Source organism: Pseudomonas sp. B21-056 (genome assembly GCF_026016325.1).
Classification (GTDB): Bacteria; Pseudomonadota; Gammaproteobacteria; order Pseudomonadales; family Pseudomonadaceae; genus Aquipseudomonas.
Genome location: NZ_CP087203.1, coordinates 3,667,887 through 3,691,056 on the forward strand (window position 1 = coordinate 3,667,887; position 23,170 = coordinate 3,691,056).

A 23,170-nucleotide genomic window follows, 5' to 3' on the forward strand; every position below is an offset into this window, starting at 1 on the left:
ACGAAGCAAGTCCTGATTGAACTCAAACAACCTGCTTTCCTTGCGCGTCCTGCATCAGCAACCTCAACGCGACGAGAAAGGACAGTGCGACAGCCACCGCCCCGCCCAGGTAAACCGCACCGATGCCCCAGCCGCTGGCCAACGCACCGGCCAACGGGCTGGTGATACCCAGGGAGATATCCAGAAACGCGACATAGGCGCCCATGGCCAGCCCACGATTCTGCGCCGGGGCACGTCGCACGGCCTCTACGCCGAAGCCCGGGAACGCAAGCGAATAACCAAAACCGGTGAATGCCGCGCCCAGGTAGGCGATGGCGGCACTGTCGGCACCCCAGATCAACAACAGCCCGACGGCCTCGATCAGCACACAGGCCAAGGCGACACGCGCTCCGCCAAGCTTGTCTGGAAGATGGCCGAAGAGAATGCGAGCACCGATGAACGCCAGGCCGAAAGCCGAGAAGGCCAAGGAAGCATCGCCCCAATCCCGTGCCGCGAACAGCAAGGCGATGAACGCAGTGAGGACGCCGAAGCCGACACTGCACAAGGCCAATCCCAGGCCAGGAACCCATACGGTTCCCAGCACCTTGTAGAACGGTGTACGCCGCGTCGCCGTGGGGGCAACAGGCCGGACACCGCTGACGATCGCCAGCGCCAGCAACGGGATGAACATCGCGGCGACAGCGATGCCGGTGAAGCCCCAACCGCTGTTCAGTGCCACACCGACCGGGGCGCCCAGCGCATAGGCGCCATACATGGCAATCCCGTTCCAGGCCATGACCTTGCCGGCATGCCGGGCGCCAACCAGCCCCATACCCCACCCCAACGCGCCGGTGACGATCAGGCTCTCGCCCAGCGCCAGCAGGACGCGGCCGGCCAGCAATAGCCAGGTCGACAGAATGGGTTCAGCGACGAACGCCAGGGAAGCCAGGTAAACCAGCCCGGAAACCGCCGCCATCAGCAGCCCGACCATGACCGCGCGCTTGCCGCCACGCATGTCCGCGAAGTTGCCGGCCCAGGCCCGTGACAGCAACGCCGCGGCGAACTGCGCCCCGACCACCAGGCCAATGACCAGCGTGCCCATACCCAGCGTGTCATGCAGATGCAAAGGCAAGACCGGTAGCTGCAGGCCTATCGTCAGGAAACCGATGAACACGGTGAGTGTCAGCGGCAGTAACCTGAGGACCACGCTGCCATCAAGCGCAGCCGGGGGTACTGGCGCAGCACCGTGATGAATGTTTTTTTGAGTCATGGACATCTCCGCAGAAAAGGATGCGACGCAACCAGGAAGCTGACTAAAATGTGATTAATTCGTCGCATTCAAGATACGAATAATCCGTCGCGTTTTCTATTCGCATTCCCCTCCAGAGGTTCATGCCTTCATGTCCGAACGCCCAAGCCCACAGATTTCCTCGCGCAAACAGCCCAAGCAGGCGCGCTCCACCGAGCTCGTCGCGGCAGTTCTGGAAGCTGCTGTTCAGGTTTTGGCGACCCAGGGCGCCTCGCGCTTCACCATGGCCAGGGTGGCCGAACGGGCCGGTGTCAGCGTCGGGTCGGTGTATCAGTACTTCCCGAACAAGGCGGCTATCCTGTTCCGGCTGCAAAGTGATGAGTGGCGGCAAACCAGCGACATGCTGCGCGAGATTCTTGAAGACCAGCTGAAGCCACCCTTCGAGCGGCTGCATACCCTTGTCAGGGCGTTCATCCAGTCCGAATGCGACGAGGCGCAGATGCGTGTCGCCCTCAACGACGCCGCCCCGCTCTACCGCGATGCCCCCGAGGCGAGGGAGGCACGGATGTCGGTGCAGCAGTCGATAGACGCATTCATGCTGCAAGTACTGCCTGCCGCCTCGTCACAGGCCCGGAGCCTGGCGGGCGACCTGATCATCACGACGCTCAGTATGGTGGGTAAGCAATTTTCGGCGGCACCACGCTCGACTGGGGAAATTGAAGACTATGCCCGCGCCATGGCCGACATGTTCTGCGCCTACATCGAGAGCCTCCGGCAACGGCCCCTCGCGATTGCGCAATGAGTGCCAGTGACAGCCCGCGAAGGCTTTTACTACACTGCCCCGTCCTGTCCCCTTCCCTTGCGAGACGCGTGCCCGATGAAAAACATAACAAGCACAATGACCTTCTGCGGCCTGCTGGCACTGTCCTGGGGCGTCCAGGCTGAGCCTGCGCCTTCGCATCTGGACCAGGTCCTGCAACGTGGCGAACTGAAGGTCTGCACCACCGGCGACTACAAGCCCTACACCTACAAAACTGAAACCGGCGAATACGAAGGCATCGACACGGACATGGCGCGCTCCCTGGCCGCGAGCCTGGGCGTCAAGGTGCAATGGGTACAGACCACCTGGAAAACCCTGATGCCGGACATGATCGCCGACAAATGCGACATCGGCATGGGCGGTATCTCGGTGACTCTCGAGCGCCAGAAGAAAGCCTACTTCAGCAATACCCTGGACGTGGATGGCAAGATTCCACTGGTCCGTTGCGAAGACCAGTCGCGCTACCAGACCCTGGAGCAGATCAACCAGCCTTCGGTGCGCCTGGTGGAACCGGCCGGCGGTACCAACGAAGCCTTTGTGCGCGCCTTCGTGCCCAAGGGCCAGCTCAGTTTCCACGACAACGTGACCATCTTCCAGGAACTGCTGGACAAGAAAGCCGACGTGATGATCACCGATGCGTCGGAGGCGCTCTACCAGCAGAAACTCAAGCCCGGCCTGTGCGCCGTCAACCCGACCCGGTACCTGCAATATGGCGAGAAGGCCTACCTGCTGCCACGGGACGACACCACCTGGAAGATGTATGTCGATCAGTGGCTGCACCTGAGCAAGGCGAACGGCAGCTACCAGAAAGTCATCGGCCAGTGGCTGGCGGTTCCCGAGGCGCAGTGACTCAGCGCGAGTCGCCCACCGCCATCGCGAGCAGGCTCGCTCCCACCCAGAATCGTGCTCGCTCACACACCCCGAGCACGCCGCCAAACCCTGTGGGAGCGAGCCTGCTCGCGAAGCGGCCGACCAGACACCGCACTACTGGCTGACTCAATCACTAGGGCTCTGGCGAAAACTCACCGCCAGCCGGTTCCAACTGTTGATGGTGCTGATCGCCAACGTCAGGTCCACCAACTCCTCCTCGCTGAAGCAGGAACGGGCCAGGGTATAGACATCGTCCGGCACCTGGCTCTGGGCCAACAGCGTCACCGCTTCGGTCCAGGCCAGGGCAGCCCGCTCGCGGGCGGTAAAAAAACCGCTGTCGCGCCATACGGCTACTGCGTACAGACGCCGTTCGGTCTCGCCCAGGCGTCGTGCATCCACCGAATGCATGTCGGTGCAAAAGGCACATCCGTTGAGTTGCGAGGCCCGGATCTTGATCAGGTGCAACAGCGCCGGCTCGATACTCAGGCGGCTGGTCAACGCCTCCAGGCCAAACATCGCTTTCATCGCCCCGGGGGACGCATTGTAGTAATCCAGACGCTGGCTCATGACGAGCTCCGTGGCGAGTGATACCGTCACGGTAGAACCTGGGGGCCATCGGCGACAGGTCCAATTGCTCGAAAAAAACCAGGACCACCCCGTGCCTGACCAATCTGCGGGATTTTCTCCACGCAACTTCTATCCGGTTGCACAATGCAGGTAATCTTGCCGCTTTGACGCTGCCGCCAGGCGATTGTCCAGGAGCCCGCGGGTATGGAACTTCATGTCGTCATCAACGGCCGCAAGGACCTGACAAGTCAGTTGTATCAACAGTTGCGCAGCGCCATCGAAAGCGGTCGCCTGGCGGCCGGTACGCAACTGCCACCCAGCCGCCTGCTCGCCGAACAGCTGGGCGTTTCGCGCAAGACCGTTTCCGACACCTACGCCCAATTGACCTACGAGAACTTCCTCACCGGCATCATCGGCAAGGGCACCTACGTCAATGCGCGGCCGGCCAGAGTCGTGCGCAAACAAAGCCACCGGGAGTTGGCCGGGGCCGATGTCGTCGAGGCCTGGCGCAACATGCCGGACCTGCTGCGTCATCCGACGCACGAAAGCGCATTGCGCTACGACTTCATCGGCGGCGCCACCGGAAAAGGCCATTTCCCCCTGGACGACTGGCGTCGTTGCACCGCCCACGCCTTGCGCCAGATCGCCAATGCCAAGGGTTTCTACAGCCAGCCCGGTGGCCTGCCGGCGCTGCGCAATGCCATAGCCCGGCACATTGCGTTTTCCCGAGGGGTCAATTGCCAGGACGACGACGTGGTGGTGTGCAACGGTGCGCAACAGGCCCTGGACCTGATCTCACGGGTGTTGACCCGGCCCGGCAGCCTGGTGGCGATGGAAGATCCGGGGTATCCGCCGGCGCGACTGCTGTTCGGCTCCCACGGCGCCACGGTGGCCGGAGTGCCGGTGGATGACCAGGGCATGCGGGTGGACCTGATTCCGGACGGCACGCGACTGATCTATGTCACCCCCTCCCACCAGTTCCCCTTGGGCATGCCGCTGAGCCAGGCCCGTCGCGAGGCCCTGCTGGCGCGGGCCTATGAGCTCGGCGCGATCATCATTGAAGACGACTACGACAGCGAATTCCGCTACGAAGGCCGGCCCGCCGACTCGTTGCAGAGCATGGACGAGCGTGGAGTCGTGGCGTACGTCGGGACCTTCTCCAAGACCCTGCTGCCGGAGTTGCGGCTCGGCTACGCCATCCTCCCGCCGGCGATTCTCGAAGCGGTGATCCTGGCCAAACGCCTCACCGACCAGCACACCTCCACCCTGCCCCAATGGGCACTGGCCAAGTTCATCGCCGAAGGCTGCCTGCTCAAGCACATTCGTCGCTGCCACGCCCTGTACGCCGGACGACGCGAGCGGATCCTGGCGCGCATGGCCGGGGATCTGTCGCCCTGGTTCGAGGCCGTGCCCACCACCGCCGGCTTTCACCTGGCGGTATTGTGCAAAGTACCGATCGATCTGCCGCTGGTGATCGAACTGGCGAAAAAAGTCGAGGTCGGGCTGTACAGCCTCAATGGTTTCTTCAACGAAGTACCGCCGCGGCCGGGCCTGTTTTTCGGTTTCGGCGCCATCGAAATCCTCGACATCGACATCGCCCTGGATCGCCTGCGGGACATCCTGCAGCAGGTCGCCTGACCGATTGGACTGCCTGCTTATCCGCCCATTGGCTGTTTGAGCCTGACCCATGCAGGCCTATCCTGCACGGGTATCGTTGATTGTGAACACCTCCGTCCGACTTGATTCAGGAGCCTGAACAATGTCTCGCCAAGTGATCAATACCGTACAGGTGCAAGCCGCCGCCGGTCGCTCGGAAGCACTGGGCCGACAGTTGCAGCACATCGTCGAAACCCTGCGCACGCAGCCCGGTTGCGACGCCTACTGGGTCGACCGCTGCCCGGTGGACGGCGACCGCTGGACCGTCAGCGCCCGCTGGCAATCGGAAGCGGCCATGCAAGCCCACTTCAACTGCCCCGAAGTGCAGGGCTTTATCGGCCTGATCGACAGCCGCCTGGCGCGAAGCGTGGATTTCAATAGTTTCCCGGTTGTCTGAACTGCCGCACTCCTGAGCCGCCCCCCCTGTGGCGAGGGGATTTAGCGAAACGTCGCACCGCCCCGCTGGGCTGCGCAGTGGCCCCCAAGATCTTCGTGACGGCGCCAATTTGGCGAGTGCTGCGCACTCGAACGGGGATAAATCCCCTCGCCACAGGGTTACGGTCCAGTCAGTTGCAATTTCTGGTAGGCCAATTGGTCTACCCCCCTTCCGAAAGATTGGACATTTGCTTACCCCGCCATCGGGCATAGGGTGGATCCATCGCCGCAACCGCGCGGATCCACTCAAAACCCACGAAGGCCATTGCCATGAAAACCCTCTGCCTGATCGCCGCCCTCAGCCTGCTGCCCCTCGCCCAGGTCTACGCCCACGAAGCCGCACCTTCGGAGAAGGTCCAGGTGTTGCAGGAGAAAATGCTGAAAAACCTGCCGGGCAAAAAAGCCATGATGCTGACCGTCGACTACGCCCCAGGCCAGTCGTCCATCGCCCACAAACACGAAGGCACGGCCATGGCCTATGTGCTCGAGGGCGCCATTACCTCCCAGGTCAAAGGCGAGCCGGCGATCACCTACAAGGCCGGCGAGTTCTGGTACGAGGCCGCGGGTTCCGAGCACCTGGTCTCGAAAAACGCCAGCGCGACCGAGCCGGCGAAACTGCTGGTGTTCATGGTGATGGGTGAGAAAGAAGCGGTGTTGATCCCTCTGAAAAACTAACGGCTTACAACAGACTTCCCCTGTGGGAGCGAACCTGCTCGCGATAGCGGCGGGTCAGTCGACGATAATGTTGGCTGGACCACCGCTATCGCGAGCAGGCTCGCTCCCACAAGGGAGATCGGTGTTTCGACATGAACCGCGCACAAAAAAAAGCCCCGCATCTCTCAATGCGGGGCTTTTTCATTCAACGCCGGATCAGTTGGCCGTCACGACCGTCTGACCTGCCAACGCCAGGTCCAGCAGTTCGCGGTTGGCAACCGCGTACATGGCGTAGTCGGTGGCGCTGGCGGCACGGATGTCCACCAGCATGGCGCGCCAACGCTCGACCAGGTCCTGGTGCTGTTCCAGCCACAGCGTCAGGCGGGTCTCCACGTCCTGGCTACCGTCGCCCTCTTGCAAGACCGAGATGGTGATCGCCCGTTGCTGCCAGTCGACGTCATCGCGGAACGCTTCGCGGGCCAGGGCCTGCCAGTTGTTTTCCACCGGCAGCGCGCTGATCTGTTGCAGGTACCAGGTGATGTCCAGGGCGCTGCCCACGGCGAAGTAGGCCTTGGCCACATCAGCGGCGTTCTGGCCAGTGACGTCGGACGCCTCGATGATCGGCAGCAAGGTGTACAGGTGCGTGGTGCCTGCAACCATGCGCGCCAGCAACTCCGGCACTCCGGCGGCCACGTAGGCCTGGTAGCGGGTCTGCCAGCCTTCGCGGGTCGGGCCTTCCAGCAACTCGTCGAGCTTGAGGCCCAACGCCGCCAGATGCGGACCGAAATGAGCCACGTCGCGGGCAGCGTTCTGCTCGTTGCGACGGCTGCGCAGGAACCAACGGGTCGCACGACGGCCCAGGCGCATCAGCTCATCCATCAGTTCCAGTTGCACATCGGCCGACACCTGGTGGTCCAGGGCTTCGATCTGACGGAACCAGTGCGGGAGATGGAAGATGTCCCGCACGATCACATAGGCGCCCGCCACGTTCGCCGGGCTCATGCCCGTAGACTCCTTGAGCCGTTGAACGAAGGTAATGCCCATGTGGTTGACCAGATCGTTGGCGATCTGGGTGCTGACGATCTCGCGCTTCAGGCGATGGCGACGCATGGCCTCGGAGAACTTGCTCACCAGCGTCGCCGGGAACGCGGTTTCCATGTCACGGGTCAGGTAGTCGTCGTCTGGGACCAGGGAGTTGAGCAGCGCTTCCTTGAGGTCGATCTTGCTGTAGGAGATCAGCACCGACAGCTCGGCACGGGTCAGGCCATGGCCCGCCGCGACACGTTCGGCCAGTTGGTCTTCGGTCGGCAGGAACTCGATGGCACGGTCCAGCTTGCCTCGGGCTTCCAGATCGTTCATCAGGCGCTTGTATTCGGCGATCCGCACGAATGCGCGACGGGCCGCCAGGGACAGGGCCTGGGTCTGCTTGTAGTTGTTACCCAACACCAGACCACCGACTTCGTCGGTCATGCTCGCCAGCAACTGGTTACGTTGCTTGTCGGTCATGTCGCCGGCCTGCACCACTTCGTTGAGCAGGATCTTGATGTTCACTTCATGGTCGGAGCAGTCCACGCCGCCCGCGTTGTCGATGAAGTCGGTGTTAGTGGCGCCGCCATGCAGGCCGAACTCGACGCGACCCAATTGGGTCATGCCCAGGTTGCCGCCCTCGCCCACGACCTTGCAGCGCAGTTCGTTGCCGTTCACACGCAGCGCATCGTTGGCCTTGTCGCCGACATCGGCGTGGCTTTCGGTGCTGGCCTTGACGTAGGTGCCGATACCGCCGTTCCACAACAGGTCCACCGGCGCCTTGAGCAAGGCATTCAGCAGTTCGGTCGGGGTCAGCTTGTCGGCCTTGATGTCAAAGCGTTCCTGCATCTGCGGGGTGATGGCGATGCTTTTCGCGCTGCGCGAGAAGATACCGCCGCCTTCGGACATGATGCTGGTGTCGTAGTCGGTCCAGGCCGAACGCGGCAGGTCGAACAGGCGCTGACGTTCGGCGAAGCTGCTGGCAGGTTCCGGGTTCGGGTCGATGAAAATGTGCAGGTGGTTGAACGCCGCGACCAGTTTCAGCTTGTCGGACATCAACAAACCATTACCGAACACGTCGCCGGCCATGTCGCCCACGCCGACCACGGTGATGCTGTCTTCCTGGACATTGATGCCGCGCTCGCGGAAGTGGCGCTGCACGCCAACCCACGCGCCCTTGGCGGTGATGCCCATTTTCTTGTGGTCATAGCCGGCCGAACCGCCGGAGGCGAAGGCATCGCCCAGCCAGAAGCCGTAGTCGATGGCGATGCCGTTGGCGATGTCGGAGAAGGTCGCGGTGCCCTTGTCGGCCGCCACGACCAGGTACGGGTCATCGTCGTCATGGCGCACGACGTTGGCCGGCGGTACCAGGGCGCCGTCCTTGAGGTTGTCGGTGATGTCCAGCAGGCCGGAGATGAAGATGCGGTAGCAGGCGATGCCCTCGGCCGCGATCTCGTCCCGGCTGCCGCCCAGCGGCAGACGACGCGGCAGGAAGCCGCCCTTGGCGCCCACCGGCACGATCACCGAGTTCTTCACTTGCTGGGCTTTTACCAGGCCCAGGACTTCGGTGCGGTAGTCTTCTTCACGGTCGGACCAGCGCAAGCCGCCACGGGCAACGTTGCCGAAGCGCAGGTGCACGCCTTCGACGCGTGGCGAGTAGACGAAGATCTCGAACTTGGGCACCGGCTTCGGCAGCTCGGGAATCAAGTGCGGGTTGAACTTGAAGCTGAAGTAGGACTTGTTCTGGCCCTGGGCATCGGTCTGGTAGAAGTTGGTCCGCAGGGTGGCCTTGATCAGGTCCAGGTAGCGACGCAGGATGCGGTCTTCGTTGAGCACCTGGACGTCGTCCAGTGCCGTGAGGATCGCTTGTTCCAGGCGCAGTTGCTTGTCTTCCAGGTCCTCGCCGGTGAGCTTGCGGGCCAGGTAGAAGCGGGTCTTGAACAACCGGGTCAGCTCGCGAGCGATGTCGGTGTGGTTGTTCAGGGTGCTGGCGATGTAACCCAGGTCGAAGCCCAGGCGGATCTGCTTGAGATAGCGAGCGTAGGCACGCAGCAGCGCCACGTCACGCCATGGCAGGCCGGCGGTCAGCACCAGGCGGTTGAACGCATCGTTCTCGGCATCGCCGCGCACGATGTGGACGAAGGCGTCCTGCAAGGTGTCGTTGAGCTGCTGGATGTCGAGGTTCACGCCTTCGGCGGCGGTGAAAGCGAAGTCGTGGATCCAGAACTCGCGGCCGTTGTTGTGGCGCAGGCGGTACGGGAACTCACCCAGCACGCGCAGGCCGAGGTTTTCCAGGATCGGCAGCACGTCGGACAGCGCCAGCGGTGTGTCGGCGTGGTACAGCTTGCAGTGCAGCTCGCGCTGGCCGACCTGGCCCAACGGCTGGTAGAAGCTCATGACCAGCGGGTTCTTTTCACTCAGGCCCAGCAGGTGCTGCATGTCGACCACGGCCGAGTGGGCGGCGAAGCGCTCACGGTAGCCGGCCGGGAAGCCTTTCGGGTAGTCGGCGAGCACATTGGTGCCCTGGGCTTCGCCGAAACTCTCGATGACCAGGCTCGCGTAGTCGTCCTGCCAACTGCGGCAGGCCTGCACCACTTCTTTTTCCAGCAGCAGCGGATCGATGTCGATGCGGTTCTTCGGGTCCACCCGCAGGATCAATTGCACGCGGGCCAGTACCGATTCGGAGAAGAACGTCCAGAATTCGCAGTCCGAGGCCTTCAGACGCTCCATCAGCACTTGCTGGATCTTCTGGCGCACTTCGGTGGAATAGATGTCACGCGGCACGTAGGCCAGGCAGTAGCAGAAACGGCCGTACGGGTCTTTGCGCAGGAACACGCGGATCTTGTTGCGTTCCTGGATCTGCACGATGGACATCACGGTACTGAACAGCTCGTCCACCGGGGTCTGGAACAGGTCGTCTCGGGGCAGCACTTCGACCACCTGGGCCAGTTCCTTGCCCAGGTGCGCCTTGGCCTGGAAGCCCGAACGACGCTCGATTTCGGCGACCTTGCGACGGATGTACGGGATAACCCGCACGCTCTCGCCATACACCGAGGAGGTGTACAGGCCCATGAAGCGGCATTCCTTGATCACCTTGCCGTCGGCGTCGATCTCACGGATCGACACATAGTCCGGGTAAGCCGGACGGTGTACACGGCTCGGGTGCGCAGCCTTGGCGAACGACAGCGGCGTCGGTTCACGCAGGTAGTTGACGGCGTAGTCTTCGATGCGCAGGTCATCGGCGGTGAGGCCGGCGCGCAGCAGCTTGGTCAGGCCGAGGAACGACTCGGGGTCGTACTCGATATGGCCGCCATCGGCATCGTCACGGACCACGAACTCTTCATAACCCAGGAAGGTGAAGTGGTTGCCGACCAGCCATTCCAGGAAGGTCTTGATCTCGCTTTTTTCATCGGCATCGATGGCGTAGGCGCTGTTGTCCAGGCTGGTGAGGATCTCCTGGACCTTGTCCTTCATCGGCTCGAAATCAGCCACGGCCACGCGCACTTCGCCCAATACCTGCTCAAGTTCCTTGCTCAGGACGTTGAGTTCGGCGGCGTTGGCGCAACGGTCGATTTCCAGGTACATCAGCGACTCTTGCAGCACGCCCTCGCCCTGGGTGCCCTTCGGCAGGATTTCCAGCAACTCGCCCTTGCTGCCGCGACGCACGCTCAGCACGGTGGTCTGCAGGGTATGGATGCTGTAGCCGCGGCGGTTCAGCTCGGTACGTACCGAGTCCACCAGGAACGGCAGGTCGTGGTGCAACACTTCCACGGCGGTGTGGGTCGACTGCCAGCCGTGACGTTCGTAATCGGGGTTGTAGACGCGAACCTGCGATTGCGCGTGGTCGAAATGCTCAAGCAGGCGCCAGGCGGACAGGGTGCAGCCGGCGAGGTCGGACAACCGGCGCTGGGTAAGTTCATCGAGGGAAATGATGCCGAAGAATTGTTCAGCAAACAGCGCCACTTGTGGCAGTGCCTGTTCACTGATGTGCTGCGCCAGTACCGCTTGCAGTTGATGCTGGAAGTCGGCTTTGCTGGCTGCGGTGAAGAACGCCATCTGTGGTACTCCGCTTGGGCTTGTTATTGATGGAAGCGTCATGCAGCCCCTTTCCGGCTGCCGGCCATCCTGTTCCTGATTCTCGGGCAGAGGAAACAGGACGACAGGTGGGTGAAGCTGGACAAGACCCGCAGGTCACATTCCATTTCCATGTCATGGGCATCTGCAGGAAACGCCCATGCAAGCGCGCATCCGTTGCGCAGCTTAACGAGTGCGACAAGGCCCCTGCTTGCAGCGCTGCGACATATTCGGTCATCGGCTCGCTATGCAGTCGGTATGCATCGAACAACCCTAGCAGCCTGGGGAGCAATCGGCACCCCGTGATGTGAAATCGCGCACGGATCAAGCATGTGGTCGCAGTAAATCCCCCAGGCTGGCAAAATCCGCGTTTTCGCACCTGTAAGGCTCATCGAGCCAGGAGCCGTCCCGATGCAAATGACCACCGCCCTTCTGATCGCCAACCCGTGCGACGACGAAGAAGACAACATGGCCATGCTGTGCTGCCACAGCCTGCAGGGCGAAATGTTCCTGATGACCCGCTACCCCGATGAAGACGCGCTGGAAATCGCCCTGGACGGCGAGCCGTCGACACTGGACGGCGTCAAGGTCACCCTCAGCCCGACCCGCTTGCTGATTGAAATTGCGGCGGCGGATGCCGATGCTCTGAATGGGGATGATGTGCTGGAGATCAGCCATGACACTGATGCGGCGGATTTGGCTGAGGTGGAATTAACGTTGCGGAATATTCTCAAGGGGACGGGGACTTATATCAGTCAGCTTTGATGTCAGCGGTGGCGGCGGTGCCTGGGAGGGCACCTCGCGGGCTAAGCCGTCTCTACCTGTTTCCCCATTTTGCCAGGCCGCTAACCCTCCCCCGAAAAACATAAACACCCAAACCCTATGAAATAGAAAAGCAAAAGCGACAATTTATCAAAAACGCAGATTCCTACATCTCCATCCTACCGAGCGCCAAGAACAAACCTACTTCAGCATCGGAAGTTGCACCATAGCCTGCCCAAGAGCCTACTGCTATTAATTACTCACTTGCGAAAAAGCACGCAAGTTAGGTGATCGCTTCGCGACACTAAACAACCTAAAAAGGAGTAATTGACATGGGTAACAAACGCTCTGAAATAAATACCTTCGATGGCCTGTCTCATGCACTGGGCTTCGCCAAAGGTCTTCTAGTAACCGAAGCCAACTTTTTCGCCTCACTGACCCATTAAGTCAGTGACCGATTAAGTCCAGCAAGAGGGTGCCGAAAGGTTTTTTCTTTCGGCACCCATAAAAACAGGGAGGGTCCCATGTCCGAACGCGAGTTAACATCCGCCGAAGCGCTATTCAATATCATGTCCACCATTCACATGCTGGGATTCAGCGCAACAGCACAATACACCACGCCATCCAAACTAGTGGCAACAGCCGAACTTTTTGACCGCGATAACAATCTCATCGAATCGGGTGCGGGCAAGGGCTCGGACTCACTCATAGGTGCGCTGGCAGAAAGCATTGAGCACTTCAGCACCTTTCATCCCTCTGCTGAGGATCCAACGTGGTATCAATCCGAGCTAATTGCCAATCAAAAAATGGTCGAAAAGGATGGTCTCTTCACTAGTTTGCCGCGTAGTCAGGAGCCAATTGAATGTTACAGGTTGACATCGCTAAGCGAAGATAAAGAGCTATTTGCTCCATGCGCTCTGCTTTGCCCTGGCGCAGCACAAAATATTTGCGAAGGCGACAGTGCTGCACTGCAATTTCTATCCCGCTACTCATCCAATTCAGGAATCGCTTATGGCTGTACAAAGAATGAGGCGCTACTCCATGGCACTCAGGAAGTCATAGAAAGACATATCCTTTCTCTCTTTTTTATGGCCGTCTGCGGGCTCGGTCCAAAAATCCAGTTATACGCCCCTTCTAGAGCACTACTTGAAACAGCGTTGCTAAACCACCCCTCCGCTCTAGAGGCTTCGGGTGGGCTACAGATCGTTATTATCAAGGACGTGCTATCTGTTTACTTCGCAGTGGCGTTTCCCAAAGGGGGTCCAGGGGTCTATCACCTGTCACCGATTGGCGCGGGTTGTTCGCTGAACATCCATACCGCCATTCAGAGAGCAGTTACCGAACAGTTCCAGTCCGAGGAGCTGTATGGCGCCACCGAAGAATTGGTAGACAGTAAAACCTTAGACCTTCTGTCGCAATCAAACCACCTGAAAAACCTAATTGACTTTGCGCCTGTGAGGAGTTTGAGACTCCCTATACTCGACTGCCCTTTACACGACCACGTCGAAACCGTCCCATCTCAACTACATACCCTGCAGAAAACGCTGTCAAAAGTCGGTAAAAAAATATTCCACCGAACCGTATCCCACTTCTCAGATCGCAGCATCGTCACTCAAATTTACGTCCCAGGATCCGAGCGTTTCAATATCATTCGGAACGGGCGCTTGGTTGTACCCCAACACGTGTTACTCGGTTGAACTATCGCGAGACCAACCAGGAGCGAGCGAATGAACACCATTCAAGCAATGATCAAAAGCGCCTACAAAAAACATCCAGCACTACTGGTATCGACCATCGCAACAATCATAGCGCTCAAACTCATTGTGCTCGCCCCGCCATTGCTGCTTGGAATCATCATCGACTCCTTACACGATGCCCCATATGTAGCCCCCACCACGCTGTTCGCACTGACGTCTGGCCTGATTGTCGCCGGTTGCATTCACGCCATTATCAGTCCATTGCAAATCCATTTCCTATCCAGACTGGTCCAGCACATCGTCATGACCGCCTCTATTGACTGGATCACGAGCCTCATGCGCAAAGAGTTTGCATTATTCCATACGTGGAGAATCGGTCATTTCATAAAATCAGTAGAGCGTGGCATCACTGCCCACGAGAGGTTGCTGACATTCCTTGCTACCGTCGGCCTTCCCGTGTGCCTGGAATTCATAATCGTTGGTGGCGCTTTCTTTTACTTGGGAGGGAGCGAGATTTTTCTAGGCATGACCGGGCTCGGAATTGTTTATTTGATTGTCACTTACAAAATCATCAATTGGCGCAGGAAACACATTGATGTAGTCAATGAACAGGAGGACGAATTGAGCGCTCAACTGTACAGCACACTCAATGCCGGCAAAGCAATAAAGCTGGAACGCGCCGAGCCTACGGCAATACAACCATTGAATGACGCCTTCAAACTCTACGCCAGCGCCACGGTGACAGCGGCGTCCTCTGGCGGTCTGTTGAGCACCGCTAAGATTCTGTTCATAAGCCTTTCCACGGGCGGATTGCTCAGTTGGGGAGTCATGGATCAACTGTCAAGCCAACCCCATATCAGCGTAGGGCAATTAGTCGCCATCTTTTCCATTGCTGGAAGCTATTTGCTCAATATCGCCACCCTGACCGAAGGCTATCGCGTCATGGATCAGTTCCTTGCAGATCAGTGTCAATTTCAGAGTTTGCTATCGCTGCCGGATTTCGATCATTGCAAACGACAAACCAACCTCGACTTTCAACGCGCTTCAATACTGAAACTCGCCCGATGCGCTGTGACCGAAAAAGGAGCACTTCATCTGTCCGTCAAAAGATCCTTAACATTTTCTCAAGATCAATCGGTGGCCATCACGGGCCCAAGCGGCGCGGGGAAATCCACTCTTCTGGAAATACTGGCCGGGCTTGATGAATCGACCCGAGATCAACTGAGCATCGACGCCACATCGGTTTCAATGTTAACCCCTCAAGCACACCTGGATGCCGTGAGGTACTGTCCTCAACAACCGCGGTTTCTGGAGGGCTTTTTTGAAAGATCAGTGCTGTTTGGGAGCAGGGTATCGCCATTTCTGGACCAAGCCATACGGCGCCTGCAACTCGAGGACCTGATCGCACAGCGGCACATCAGCGAAAATGCAGCGAATATTTCCGGCGGCGAAGCCAAACGCCTGTCACTGCTGCGCTTGATCAACAAACCTGGGAAATTCAATCTGTTTGACGAACCCAGTGCCTCGATCGAACCCCGCTTGACCGCCCCCCTCTGGGATCTGTTGTTCGATGTCTTTGCCGATCGCGGGCTCATCTGCGTCACCCATGATGTCGACCATCTGCACCGCTTTGATCGGGTCATCGTCATGGACGGCGGAGCGATCGTGGATGATGGCCCGTGGCCAGAGTTGGTGAGCAGGCCAGCGGTTAAATTGTTGCTGGATGAGATCCGGCATTAGTAGCGCCTTTGCTGCCGCCATCGCGAGCAGGCTCGCTCCCACAAGGTCCGGGGTCAGCCGGAAAATTTGCGCTCACCCCTTGCCCCTGTGGGAGCGAGCCTGCTCGCGATAGCGGTGGGTCAGGCTCCATCTATGTTGAATGTACCGCCGCCATCGCGAGCGAGCTCGGCTCCCACAGGTTTTGCGGTGAGCCCAGGATTCAAGGAATGTCACAGGCTATGTCGGCTGACGCGTCTCATATGTTGTCCAGTGCGCGGTTTGCCAGCAGGCTACCCAATTCGATCAGCTGTTGGATGCCTAGGACCAAACGAAGGTGGCGACCATACGCGGGTTGGTAGACCGGTGACTTGGAGAACCGGCGCGTCCGAAGACGCCCTGCGCATGACTGCCATAACACAGATACCGAAAAGGCCTCTGTTACAGGGGCTGTGCACCAAGTCAAAAGCCGGGCTACCAAACCCGATCGCTGATTCATCAGCGACCCGGAAACGATAGAACCTGCTTCCCAGGCGCACAAGCCGGCGGATTCTGGCGCAGTTGTAGGCAACGGCGCAAGACAACGTAGCCTGTTCCAGAGCGCTCCTACGTCCGGATAAACACCCCTCCGTTTTGTGCGTGCTTTGCAGCCCAAGCGGGATCAAGCCCACCCCCACCATGTTCCCCAACCGATCACAATTGTGAACACCCGATCAAAATCCCGTTAGTCGCCACCCCCCGCCATGCATTAAAGTAACGCCCCCAGCCCCGGCGTTATCCGAATGCCCTGGGCCACCCTTTCCAGGAACCGTCACCGATGGAACATCGTGAAGCGCTGCTTGCGCTGCGAACCTTTCTTTCAACGCAGATCCTCGGCCAGGAGAAACTCATCGAGCGCCTGCTCATCGCCCTGCTCGCCGACGGCCACATGTTGGTGGAAGGTGCGCCGGGCCTGGCCAAGACCAAGGCCATCAAGGAGTTGGCCGAAGGCGTCGAAGCGCAGTTCCATCGCATCCAGTTCACCCCCGACCTGCTGCCCGCCGACATCACCGGCACGGAAATCTACCGTCCGGAAACCGGCAGTTTCGTGTTCCAGCAGGGGCCGATCTTCCACAACCTGGTGCTGGCGGACGAAATCAACCGCGCCCCGGCCAAGGTTCAGTCAGCCTTGCTGGAAGCGATGGCCGAGCGGCAGGTCAGCGTCGGGCGCAGCACCTATGAGCTGTCGCCGCTGTTTCTGGTGATGGCGACGCAGAACCCGATCGAGCAGGAAGGCACCTATCCGCTGCCCGAAGCCCAGCTCGACCGGTTCCTGATGCACGTCAAGATCGGCTTCCCGGATGCCGCGGTGGAGCGCCGTATCCTGCAGCAGGCCCGGGGCGAAGCGTTGCACGGCGAAACCACGCCGGAGCGCCGGGTAAGCCAGCAGGCGATCTTCGCCGCCCGCAAGGAAATCCTCGGTTTGTACATGGCCGACGCCGTGGAGGAGTACCTGGTGCAACTGGTCATGGCGACCCGTACCCCGGCCAAGTTCGACCCGGAACTGGCCGAGTGGATTGCCTACGGTGCCAGCCCACGGGGTTCGATTGCCCTGGACCGCTGCGCCCGTGCCCACGCCTGGCTGGCCGGACGCGATTTCGTCAGCCCGGAGGACATCCAGGCCATGCTGTTCGACGTGCTGCGCCATCGCATCATCCTGTCGTTCGAAGCGGAAGCCGCCGGCATCGATCAGGACCGGGTCGTGCAGCGGATTCTCGACGTCGTCGCTGTCGCTTGAGCATGAGTCATGAATAACCCACCGTCGCCCGCACCGGGCATCCGCGTCAGCCTTTCGGAGCTGATCGAGATGCGCCATCGCGTGCGCGAAGTGCAATTGTTCTCGACGCCGGGCCAGCGCAGCCCGCTGATCGGTCTGCACCACTCCAAGCTGCGTGGACGTGGGGTCGACTTCGATCAAGTGCGGGTCTACCAGGCCGGCGACGATGTGCGCACCATCGACTGGCGCGTCACCGCCCGGACCCAGGAACCCCACACCAAACTGTTCCATGAAGAGCGGGAACGGCCGATCTTCATCATGATCGAGCAAAGCCATCGGCTGTTCTTCGGCTCGGGGCAGGTGTTCAAGTCGGTGCTTGCCGCCCAGGCGGCCAGCCTCATCGGCTGGGCCGCGCTGGGGCATAACGACCGGGTCGGTGGGCTGGTGTTCGGCAACAACACCCATTACGAGGTCAAGCCACGGCGCAGCAAACAGAGCCTGCTGCAACTGCTCAATCGCCTGGTGCGGGTCAACCAGTCGCTGCACACCGACGGCGAGCCGGACCGCGAGTCTTTCGGTGTCGCCCTGCGCCGGGCCCGCGAAGTGCTGCGCCCCGGCAGCCTGGTCATCGTGATCTGCGACGAGCGTGCGCTGTCCGATAGCGCCGAGCAGCAATTGAGCCTGTTGTCCCGTCATTGCGACCTGTTGCTGCTGCCGCTGTCGGACCCGTTGGACCACGCCCTCCCCGCTGCCGGGTTGCTGCGTTTCGCCCAGCGCGGCGCGCAGTTGGAACTCGACACGTTGAACGTCGACCTGCGCCAGGCCTATCGGGCCCAGGCCGAGGCACGTCAGGAACGCTGGGAGTGGCTGGCACAGAAGCTGCGAATCCTGATGTTGCCCCTCAGCACCCAGGGCGACATGGTCGAACAACTGCGCGAATACCTGAATCCCGGCCGGGCGGGGAAAAGCCGATGAGCAGCCTCGATCAGTTGCAGCCGCTGATAGCGCCCCCTTCCGTCGGTTTCTGGCCTCCCGCGCCGGGCTGGTGGCTGCTGCTGGTGTTGCTGCCGCTGCTGGGCCTGGGCTTGTGGCAATTGCGCCGCTTCCTTCCCGCCAAGCGCGCCATCACCCGCGCCGAGCAACCCCTGGACCCGGTGCGCCTGGCCGCCCTGGCCGAACTCGCGCTGCTGCCCAAACCCTACGATGGCGCACCGGCCGGCGCCTGGCTGCAGCAGCTCAATGGGCTGCTCAAGCGCCTGTGTCGCAACCACTACCCCTACAGCCAGAGTCACACTCTCAATGGGCGAAAGTGGCTGGCCTTCCTGGATAACCGCTGCCCGGCGGCCGGCCTGACCCGCTGGATGGTGCTGGTGGAAGGTGCCTACAAGCCCGAGTGCAAGCTGGATGACAAGGCCATTGCCGGCTTGACCCACGCCGTTGAAATCTGGATTCGCAAGCATGTTTGAGTTCGCCTGGCCGTGGGTCTTTGCCCTGTTGCCGCTGCCCTGGCTGATGCGCCTGGTGCTGCCGGCGGCCGACAGCGGCGAATCGATGCTCAAGGTCAGTTTCCTGGAGGACCTGGAAGGCCTCGTCGGGCGTCGGGCCCGGACCCACTTGCCGAGCTGGCGGCAACAGGCACCGTTCATCCTGCTCTGGCTGCTGTTGCTGATTGCCGCCGCCCGCCCGCAATGGCTGGGCGAGCCGCTGCCGATTGCCGCCAGCGGCCGTGACCTGCTGGTGGCGGTGGATGTCTCCGGCTCCATGGACTTTCCCGACATGCAATGGAAGGACGAAGAAGTCAGCCGCCTGAGCCTGGTCCAGCATATGCTGGGGGATTTTCTCGAAAGCCGCGAAGGCGACCGGGTCGGCCTGATCCTGTTCGGCAGCCAGGCCTATCTCCAGGCGCCGCTGACGTTCGACCGCCACACGGTACGGCGCTGGCTCGACGAAGCGCGCATCGGCATCGCCGGCAAGAACACCGCCATCGGCGACGCCATTGGCCTGGCCCTCAAGCGCCTGCGCCAGCGTCCGGCCCACAGCCGCGTGCTGATCCTGGTCACCGATGGCGCCAACAACGGTGGCGAAATCGACCCGCTGACCGCCGCCCGGCTGGCCGCCGACGAAGGCGTGAAGATTTATCCGATCGGCATCGGTGCCGATCCGGAGCAAAGCGGCACCGCGGGGTTTCTCGGCGTCAATCCGAGCCTGGACCTTGACGAGCCGACGCTCAAGGACATCGCCCAGGCCACGGGCGGCCGCTACTTTCGCGCCCAGGACGGTGAGCAGTTGCTGGCGATCAAGACCACCCTCGACCAGCTTGAACCGGTGACCCAGCAACCGACCCAGGCCCGCCCCGCCCAGGCGCTCTATCAATGGCCGTTGGCCGTTGCGCTGTTGTTGAGCATGTTGCTGGTGGCCCGGGAACGCTGGCCGGACAACCCGTTGCAACGACTGTTCAGCCAACCGCTGTTCCAACCGTCTCATCACGCCGAATGGCGTCAACGCCTCAAGCGCCTGCGTTTGCGGAGGCGTCGATGAGCGCTCTCTGGCCACACTGGCTGCGCCCCGCTTTCGTGTTGCTGCTGCCCCTGTTGGGCTGGTTGCTCTGGCAACTGTGGCACCGGCAGAAACGGGTGGGCCGCTGGCAGATGATCCTGCCCCCGGCGTTCCATGCCGTGCTGCTCAGTGGCGGCAGCGGTCGGGAAAGCCGGCTGCCCTGGATCGCCCTGGGCCTGGGTTGGGTGCTGATGGTGCTGGCATTGCTGGGACCAAGCTGGGCGCGGGTCGAACAGACCAGCCAGAAACCCGCCGACCCGCTGGTGGTGGTGCTGGAGCTGACGCCGGAAATGCTCGCCACCGACCTCCCACCGACGCGTCTGGAACAGGCCCGGCGCAAGCTGCTGGACCTGCTGCACAACCGCAGCGATGCGCAGACCGCGATCATCGTCTATGCCGGCAGCGCCCATACCCTGGTGCCGCTGTCCGACGACCTGTCCACCAGCGCCAACCTGCTTGAGGCCCTGGCGCCTTCGATCATGCCGCAAAGTGGCCATCGCGCCGACCTGGCGATTAACAAGGCCATGGCCCTGCTGGACCAGGGCGGGTTGGGACATGGTCGGATCCTGTGGATCGGTTCGTCGTTGAACGAGCAGGAACGCCAAGGCATCCACCAGGTGCTTGAAGGCTCCGCCACGCGCTTGTTGATGCTCGGCATCGGCACCCGGGAAGGCGCACCGGTGGCCCAGAACGATGGCAGCTACCTCAAGGATGAGCAAGGTGCGATCCTGCTGCCGCGCCTGGACAGCCCGAGCCTCAAATCCTTCGCCAATGAGCTGGATGGCCGTTATCGCCCGGCACGCCTGGACGACAGCGACCTGCGCGGCCTGGGCCTGCTGGCCGGCCCGCGCCACCTGCGCAGCGACGGTCAGACCCTGCGCCTGGACACCTGGGCCGACCAGGGCTACTGGTTGCTCCTGCCACTGTTGCTGCTGGCCGCCTGCGCCGGGCGTCGAGGCTGGCTGTTCTGCCTGCCGCTGCTGTTCGCCCTGCCGCAGACCGGTCATGCCTTCGAATTCCAGGACCTGTGGCTGCGCCCCGACCAGCAGGGCCAGCATCTGCTCAAGCAGAAACGCCCGGCCGAGGCCGCCACCCACTTCGAAGACAGCCAATGGCAAGGGGTCGCCCTGTACGAAGCCGGTGCCTATGGCGAGGCCGCCCGACGCTTTGCCGAAGGCAGCGACGCCCGCGCGCATTACAATCGGGGCAACGCGCTGGCCAAAAGTGGCGAACTGGAGGCCGCGCTGGATGCGTATGAACAGGCCCTGGAGTTGCAACCGGACCTGCGCCCGGCGCAAACCAACAAGGCCCTGGTGGAAAGTCTGTTGAAAGAGCAGGCACCGCCGCCGGAGGAACCCAAGCCTGCCGAAAACGAGGAGCCGGGCCCCGCCGAGCAAGCGCCGAACGCCGGTACGCCAGCGCAATCTTCGGGAACCGAGTCGCCCCCTGCCGAGGCAACCACGGCACCGGATGAAACCCAGGCGTCCCACAAGCCTGTGGCGGGCGCCCAGGACGTACCGGGCAGCGAGTTGCCCGACGAACAGAGCACCACCCCACCGCTGCGCCCCGCCGCCGGCCAGCGCAACGAAGAAGAGCAGCATCAGGCGTTGGAACAATGGCTGCGCCAGATCCCGGATAATCCGGGTGAACTGCTCAGGCGTAAATTCTGGTATGAACAGCAAAGCCATCAGGCCCAGGGAAAAACCCAATGATCCGCTTCACCGTCCAGTTCCTTGTCTTGCTGCTCTGGATCGGCGCCGCCCAGGCTGCGCAGCTGACAGCCAGCGTGGATCGCAGCCGCCTGAACTCCGGGGAAACGGTGGAACTGACCCTGGAATCCAACGACGCCACGCTGTTCGGCAAGCCTGATCTGAGCCCGCTGCAGGCGCTGTTCGATGTGCGTGGCACCCGCCAGGTCAACCAGTTGACCACCCTGGACGGCGAAAACCGCGCCACCACGCGCTGGATCGTGACCCTGCTGCCACGCCAGAGCGGCACCGTGGTGATCCCCGCCATGCATTTGGGCGAAGTGGCCAGCCAGCCGATCACCTTGCAAGTGATCGAAAGCGAAACCCGCAATGCGGCCGGGACCCTGGCACCGGTATTTATCGAGGCCAGCCTCGACCAGAGCCATGTGTATGTGCAGGCCCAGGCGATCCTGACCCTGCGCATCTATCATTCCGTGTCGCTATACGACGACAGTAGCCTGACGCCCCTGCACATCCCCGATGCACGCACCGAGCAGTTGGGCGAGTCCCGCACCTATGAAAAAGTCATCAACGACGTGCGCCACGGCGTGATCGAACTGCGCTACGGCATCTACCCGCAGCGCAGCGGCGAACTGACGATCCCGGCCCAGACATTCAGCGCCACCCTGGTCGAGCCAGTGGCCCAGGACGCGGCGCCGTCGGGACCGAAACCCGGCCAGTTGATGCACGTCAGCTCGACGCCACTGCTGCTGACCGTCGATCCCAAGCCGGCCAGCTACCCGGCCGATGTGCCATGGCTGCCGGCACGCAGCCTGTCCTTGAGCGAGAGCTGGAGCCCGGAACCGACCCACAGTCAGGTGGGCGACTCCCTGACCCGCAGCCTGACCCTGGAAGCCGAAGGCCTCGCCAGTGCTCAACTGCCGCCCCTGCCGGCCACGGAAATCAACGGCTTGCGGCGCTATCCCGACCAGCCGGTGCTGAGCAGCCGCAGCAGCGAACGCGGGCTGGTCGGCAGCCGTGAAGACCGCGAGGCGCTGGTGCCGAACCGCAGCGGTACCATCGAGCTGCCGCCGGTGGAAGTGGTCTGGTGGAACACCCTGGAAAATCACCTGGACCGCACCAGCCTGCCGGCGCGAACCCTGCAAGTGGCAAACAACCCGAGCCTGATGGTGGATACGCCAACGGGTACGCCTCAGGTCGTGACCACCGTTGACAGCGAAACCTTGTGGTACTGGCAACTGAGCTCGTTTTTCCTGACCTGCACGACACTGCTCGGCTTCGGCTTGTGGTGGCGCGCCCGCTCGCAGCCGGCGGTCCTGCGCACGGCCCAGGCCGGACCGAGTCCACGCACCCTGCTCGACGATCTCAAGCGTACCTGTCTGGCCAACGACCCCCACGCCACCCGCCAGGCCCTCGACGCCTGGGCCCGCCAACAGCCGGAAACCCTGGCCGACATGGCGGCGCGCTTCGTGCCACTGTCCGACGCCCTGGATGGCCTCAACGGCGCGCTCTACAGCGAAACCGGCCAGCACTGGCAAGGCGAAGACCTGTGGCGCGCCATTCGCACCATTCCCGCCGCAGAACGCTCCCAGGACCCGTTGGGTGACAGCGGGTTGCCGCCGCTCTACCCGAAATAGCCTGACA

18 protein-coding genes are annotated in these 23,170 nt (G+C 61.7%); 14 read left to right on the forward strand and 4 right to left on the reverse strand.

Translation table 11 applies throughout. The annotated features are described in order from the left end of the window. Window positions 1-22 precede the first annotated feature (22 nt). On the reverse strand, window positions 23-1,249 hold the full coding sequence (locus LOY67_RS15455; RefSeq protein ID WP_265063314.1) for an arabinose transporter: 1,227 nt from the start codon (window positions 1,247-1,249) through the stop codon (window positions 23-25). Window positions 1,250-1,379: 130 nt separating this feature from the next. On the opposite strand from LOY67_RS15455, the gene LOY67_RS15460 reads away from it, so the two are divergent. Continuing rightward, window positions 1,380-2,030 (forward strand): TetR family transcriptional regulator, encoded by a 651-nt coding sequence (locus LOY67_RS15460; protein ID WP_265063315.1) that lies wholly within the window; start codon window positions 1,380-1,382, stop codon window positions 2,028-2,030. Between the two features lie 75 nt (window positions 2,031-2,105). Then, a complete protein-coding gene (locus tag LOY67_RS15465; protein WP_265063316.1) occupies window positions 2,106-2,897 on the forward strand; it encodes a transporter substrate-binding domain-containing protein in 792 nt (263 codons plus the stop codon). A 147-nt stretch (window positions 2,898-3,044) separates the two neighbouring features. Here the strand turns inward: LOY67_RS15465 and LOY67_RS15470 are convergent, their stop codons facing one another. Beyond that, window positions 3,045-3,485, reverse strand: coding sequence for a carboxymuconolactone decarboxylase family protein (locus LOY67_RS15470; protein ID WP_265063317.1), 441 nt, complete (start codon window positions 3,483-3,485; stop codon window positions 3,045-3,047). A 204-nt stretch (window positions 3,486-3,689) separates the two neighbouring features. Here LOY67_RS15470 and LOY67_RS15475 point away from each other — a divergent pair, with 204 nt between their 5' ends. From LOY67_RS15475 to LOY67_RS15485, 3 genes are all read left to right on the forward strand, one after another. Next, window positions 3,690-5,123: a PLP-dependent aminotransferase family protein gene (locus LOY67_RS15475; protein WP_265063318.1), complete on the forward strand. Its 1,434-nt coding sequence runs from the start codon at window positions 3,690-3,692 to the stop codon at window positions 5,121-5,123. Between the two features lie 121 nt (window positions 5,124-5,244). Continuing rightward, complete coding sequence (locus tag LOY67_RS15480; protein WP_265063319.1) at window positions 5,245-5,538, forward strand: antibiotic biosynthesis monooxygenase family protein; 294 nt, start codon at window positions 5,245-5,247, stop codon at window positions 5,536-5,538. 308 nt (window positions 5,539-5,846) lie between these two features. After that, on the forward strand, window positions 5,847-6,251 hold the full coding sequence (locus tag LOY67_RS15485; RefSeq protein WP_265063320.1) for a cupin domain-containing protein: 405 nt from the start codon (window positions 5,847-5,849) through the stop codon (window positions 6,249-6,251). Window positions 6,252-6,446: 195 nt separating this feature from the next. On the opposite strand, the gene LOY67_RS15490 is transcribed toward LOY67_RS15485, so the two are convergent. After that, entirely contained in the window at window positions 6,447-11,312 is a 4,866-nt protein-coding gene (locus LOY67_RS15490; protein WP_265063321.1) for an NAD-glutamate dehydrogenase, read from the reverse strand. A gap of 429 nt (window positions 11,313-11,741) precedes the next feature. Between LOY67_RS15490 and LOY67_RS15495 the strand changes: the two genes are divergently transcribed. The 3 genes from LOY67_RS15495 (at window position 11,742) to LOY67_RS15505 (ending at window position 15,529) form a co-directional block, all read left to right on the forward strand. Then, window positions 11,742-12,095 carry a hypothetical protein gene (locus LOY67_RS15495; protein ID WP_265063322.1) on the forward strand — a complete coding sequence of 118 codons (354 nt, stop codon included), beginning with the start codon at window positions 11,742-11,744 and terminating at the stop codon, window positions 12,093-12,095. A 521-nt stretch (window positions 12,096-12,616) separates the two neighbouring features. Continuing rightward, the gene (locus LOY67_RS15500; protein ID WP_265063323.1) at window positions 12,617-13,789 is read left to right on the forward strand and encodes a YcaO-like family protein; all 1,173 of its coding nucleotides are present in this window, start codon (window positions 12,617-12,619) and stop codon (window positions 13,787-13,789) included. A 30-nt stretch (window positions 13,790-13,819) separates the two neighbouring features. After that, window positions 13,820-15,529, forward strand: coding sequence for an ATP-binding cassette domain-containing protein (locus LOY67_RS15505; RefSeq protein ID WP_265063324.1), 1,710 nt, complete (start codon window positions 13,820-13,822; stop codon window positions 15,527-15,529). A gap of 235 nt (window positions 15,530-15,764) precedes the next feature. On the opposite strand, the gene LOY67_RS28565 is transcribed toward LOY67_RS15505, so the two are convergent. After that, window positions 15,765-16,004 carry a DUF6124 family protein gene (locus tag LOY67_RS28565; protein WP_413776133.1) on the reverse strand — a complete coding sequence of 80 codons (240 nt, stop codon included), beginning with the start codon at window positions 16,002-16,004 and terminating at the stop codon, window positions 15,765-15,767. A 318-nt stretch (window positions 16,005-16,322) separates the two neighbouring features. On the opposite strand from LOY67_RS28565, the gene LOY67_RS15510 reads away from it, so the two are divergent. Genes LOY67_RS15510 through LOY67_RS15535 form a run of 6 tightly spaced genes read left to right on the forward strand, consistent with a single transcriptional unit; the run spans window position 16,323 to window position 23,163 of the window. Then, window positions 16,323-17,282, forward strand: coding sequence for an AAA family ATPase (locus tag LOY67_RS15510; RefSeq protein WP_265063325.1), 960 nt, complete (start codon window positions 16,323-16,325; stop codon window positions 17,280-17,282). A 9-nt stretch (window positions 17,283-17,291) separates the two neighbouring features. Further along, window positions 17,292-18,236 (forward strand): DUF58 domain-containing protein, encoded by a 945-nt coding sequence (locus LOY67_RS15515; protein WP_265063326.1) that lies wholly within the window; start codon window positions 17,292-17,294, stop codon window positions 18,234-18,236. Then, window positions 18,233-18,727: a DUF4381 domain-containing protein gene (locus LOY67_RS15520; protein ID WP_265063327.1), complete on the forward strand. Its 495-nt coding sequence runs from the start codon at window positions 18,233-18,235 to the stop codon at window positions 18,725-18,727. The genes LOY67_RS15515 and LOY67_RS15520 overlap by 4 nt, the downstream gene beginning before the upstream one ends. Further along, a complete protein-coding gene (locus LOY67_RS15525; protein WP_265063328.1) occupies window positions 18,720-19,799 on the forward strand; it encodes a vWA domain-containing protein in 1,080 nt (359 codons plus the stop codon). Before LOY67_RS15520 ends, LOY67_RS15525 begins: the two co-directional genes overlap by 8 nt. After that, window positions 19,796-21,529, forward strand: coding sequence for a tetratricopeptide repeat protein (locus tag LOY67_RS15530; protein WP_265063329.1), 1,734 nt, complete (start codon window positions 19,796-19,798; stop codon window positions 21,527-21,529). The genes LOY67_RS15525 and LOY67_RS15530 overlap by 4 nt, the downstream gene beginning before the upstream one ends. After that, the gene (locus LOY67_RS15535) at window positions 21,526-23,163 is read left to right on the forward strand and encodes a BatD family protein (protein ID WP_265063330.1); all 1,638 of its coding nucleotides are present in this window, start codon (window positions 21,526-21,528) and stop codon (window positions 23,161-23,163) included. The genes LOY67_RS15530 and LOY67_RS15535 overlap by 4 nt, the downstream gene beginning before the upstream one ends. Window positions 23,164-23,170: the final 7 nt, after the last annotated feature.

Coding starts and splice junctions, on each gene's coding strand:
- LOY67_RS15490 (WP_265063321.1), bottom strand. CDS start 11,312: ATGGCGTTCTTCACCGCAGCCAGCAAAGCCGACTTCCAGCATCAACTG.
- LOY67_RS15520 (WP_265063327.1), top strand. CDS start 18,233: ATGAGCAGCCTCGATCAGTTGCAGCCGCTGATAGCGCCCCCTTCCGTC.
- LOY67_RS15525 (WP_265063328.1), top strand. CDS start 18,720: ATGTTTGAGTTCGCCTGGCCGTGGGTCTTTGCCCTGTTGCCGCTGCCC.
- LOY67_RS15510 (WP_265063325.1), top strand. CDS start 16,323: ATGGAACATCGTGAAGCGCTGCTTGCGCTGCGAACCTTTCTTTCAACG.
- LOY67_RS15480 (WP_265063319.1), top strand. CDS start 5,245: ATGTCTCGCCAAGTGATCAATACCGTACAGGTGCAAGCCGCCGCCGGT.
- LOY67_RS15505 (WP_265063324.1), top strand. CDS start 13,820: ATGAACACCATTCAAGCAATGATCAAAAGCGCCTACAAAAAACATCCA.
- LOY67_RS15535 (WP_265063330.1), top strand. CDS start 21,526: ATGATCCGCTTCACCGTCCAGTTCCTTGTCTTGCTGCTCTGGATCGGC.
- LOY67_RS15460 (WP_265063315.1), top strand. CDS start 1,380: ATGTCCGAACGCCCAAGCCCACAGATTTCCTCGCGCAAACAGCCCAAG.
- LOY67_RS15470 (WP_265063317.1), bottom strand. CDS start 3,485: ATGAGCCAGCGTCTGGATTACTACAATGCGTCCCCCGGGGCGATGAAA.
- LOY67_RS15500 (WP_265063323.1), top strand. CDS start 12,617: ATGTCCGAACGCGAGTTAACATCCGCCGAAGCGCTATTCAATATCATG.
- LOY67_RS28565 (WP_413776133.1), bottom strand. CDS start 16,004: ATGAATCAGCGATCGGGTTTGGTAGCCCGGCTTTTGACTTGGTGCACA.
- LOY67_RS15475 (WP_265063318.1), top strand. CDS start 3,690: ATGGAACTTCATGTCGTCATCAACGGCCGCAAGGACCTGACAAGTCAG.
- LOY67_RS15515 (WP_265063326.1), top strand. CDS start 17,292: ATGAATAACCCACCGTCGCCCGCACCGGGCATCCGCGTCAGCCTTTCG.
- LOY67_RS15530 (WP_265063329.1), top strand. CDS start 19,796: ATGAGCGCTCTCTGGCCACACTGGCTGCGCCCCGCTTTCGTGTTGCTG.
- LOY67_RS15455 (WP_265063314.1), bottom strand. CDS start 1,249: ATGACTCAAAAAAACATTCATCACGGTGCTGCGCCAGTACCCCCGGCT.
- LOY67_RS15495 (WP_265063322.1), top strand. CDS start 11,742: ATGCAAATGACCACCGCCCTTCTGATCGCCAACCCGTGCGACGACGAA.
- LOY67_RS15465 (WP_265063316.1), top strand. CDS start 2,106: ATGAAAAACATAACAAGCACAATGACCTTCTGCGGCCTGCTGGCACTG.
- LOY67_RS15485 (WP_265063320.1), top strand. CDS start 5,847: ATGAAAACCCTCTGCCTGATCGCCGCCCTCAGCCTGCTGCCCCTCGCC.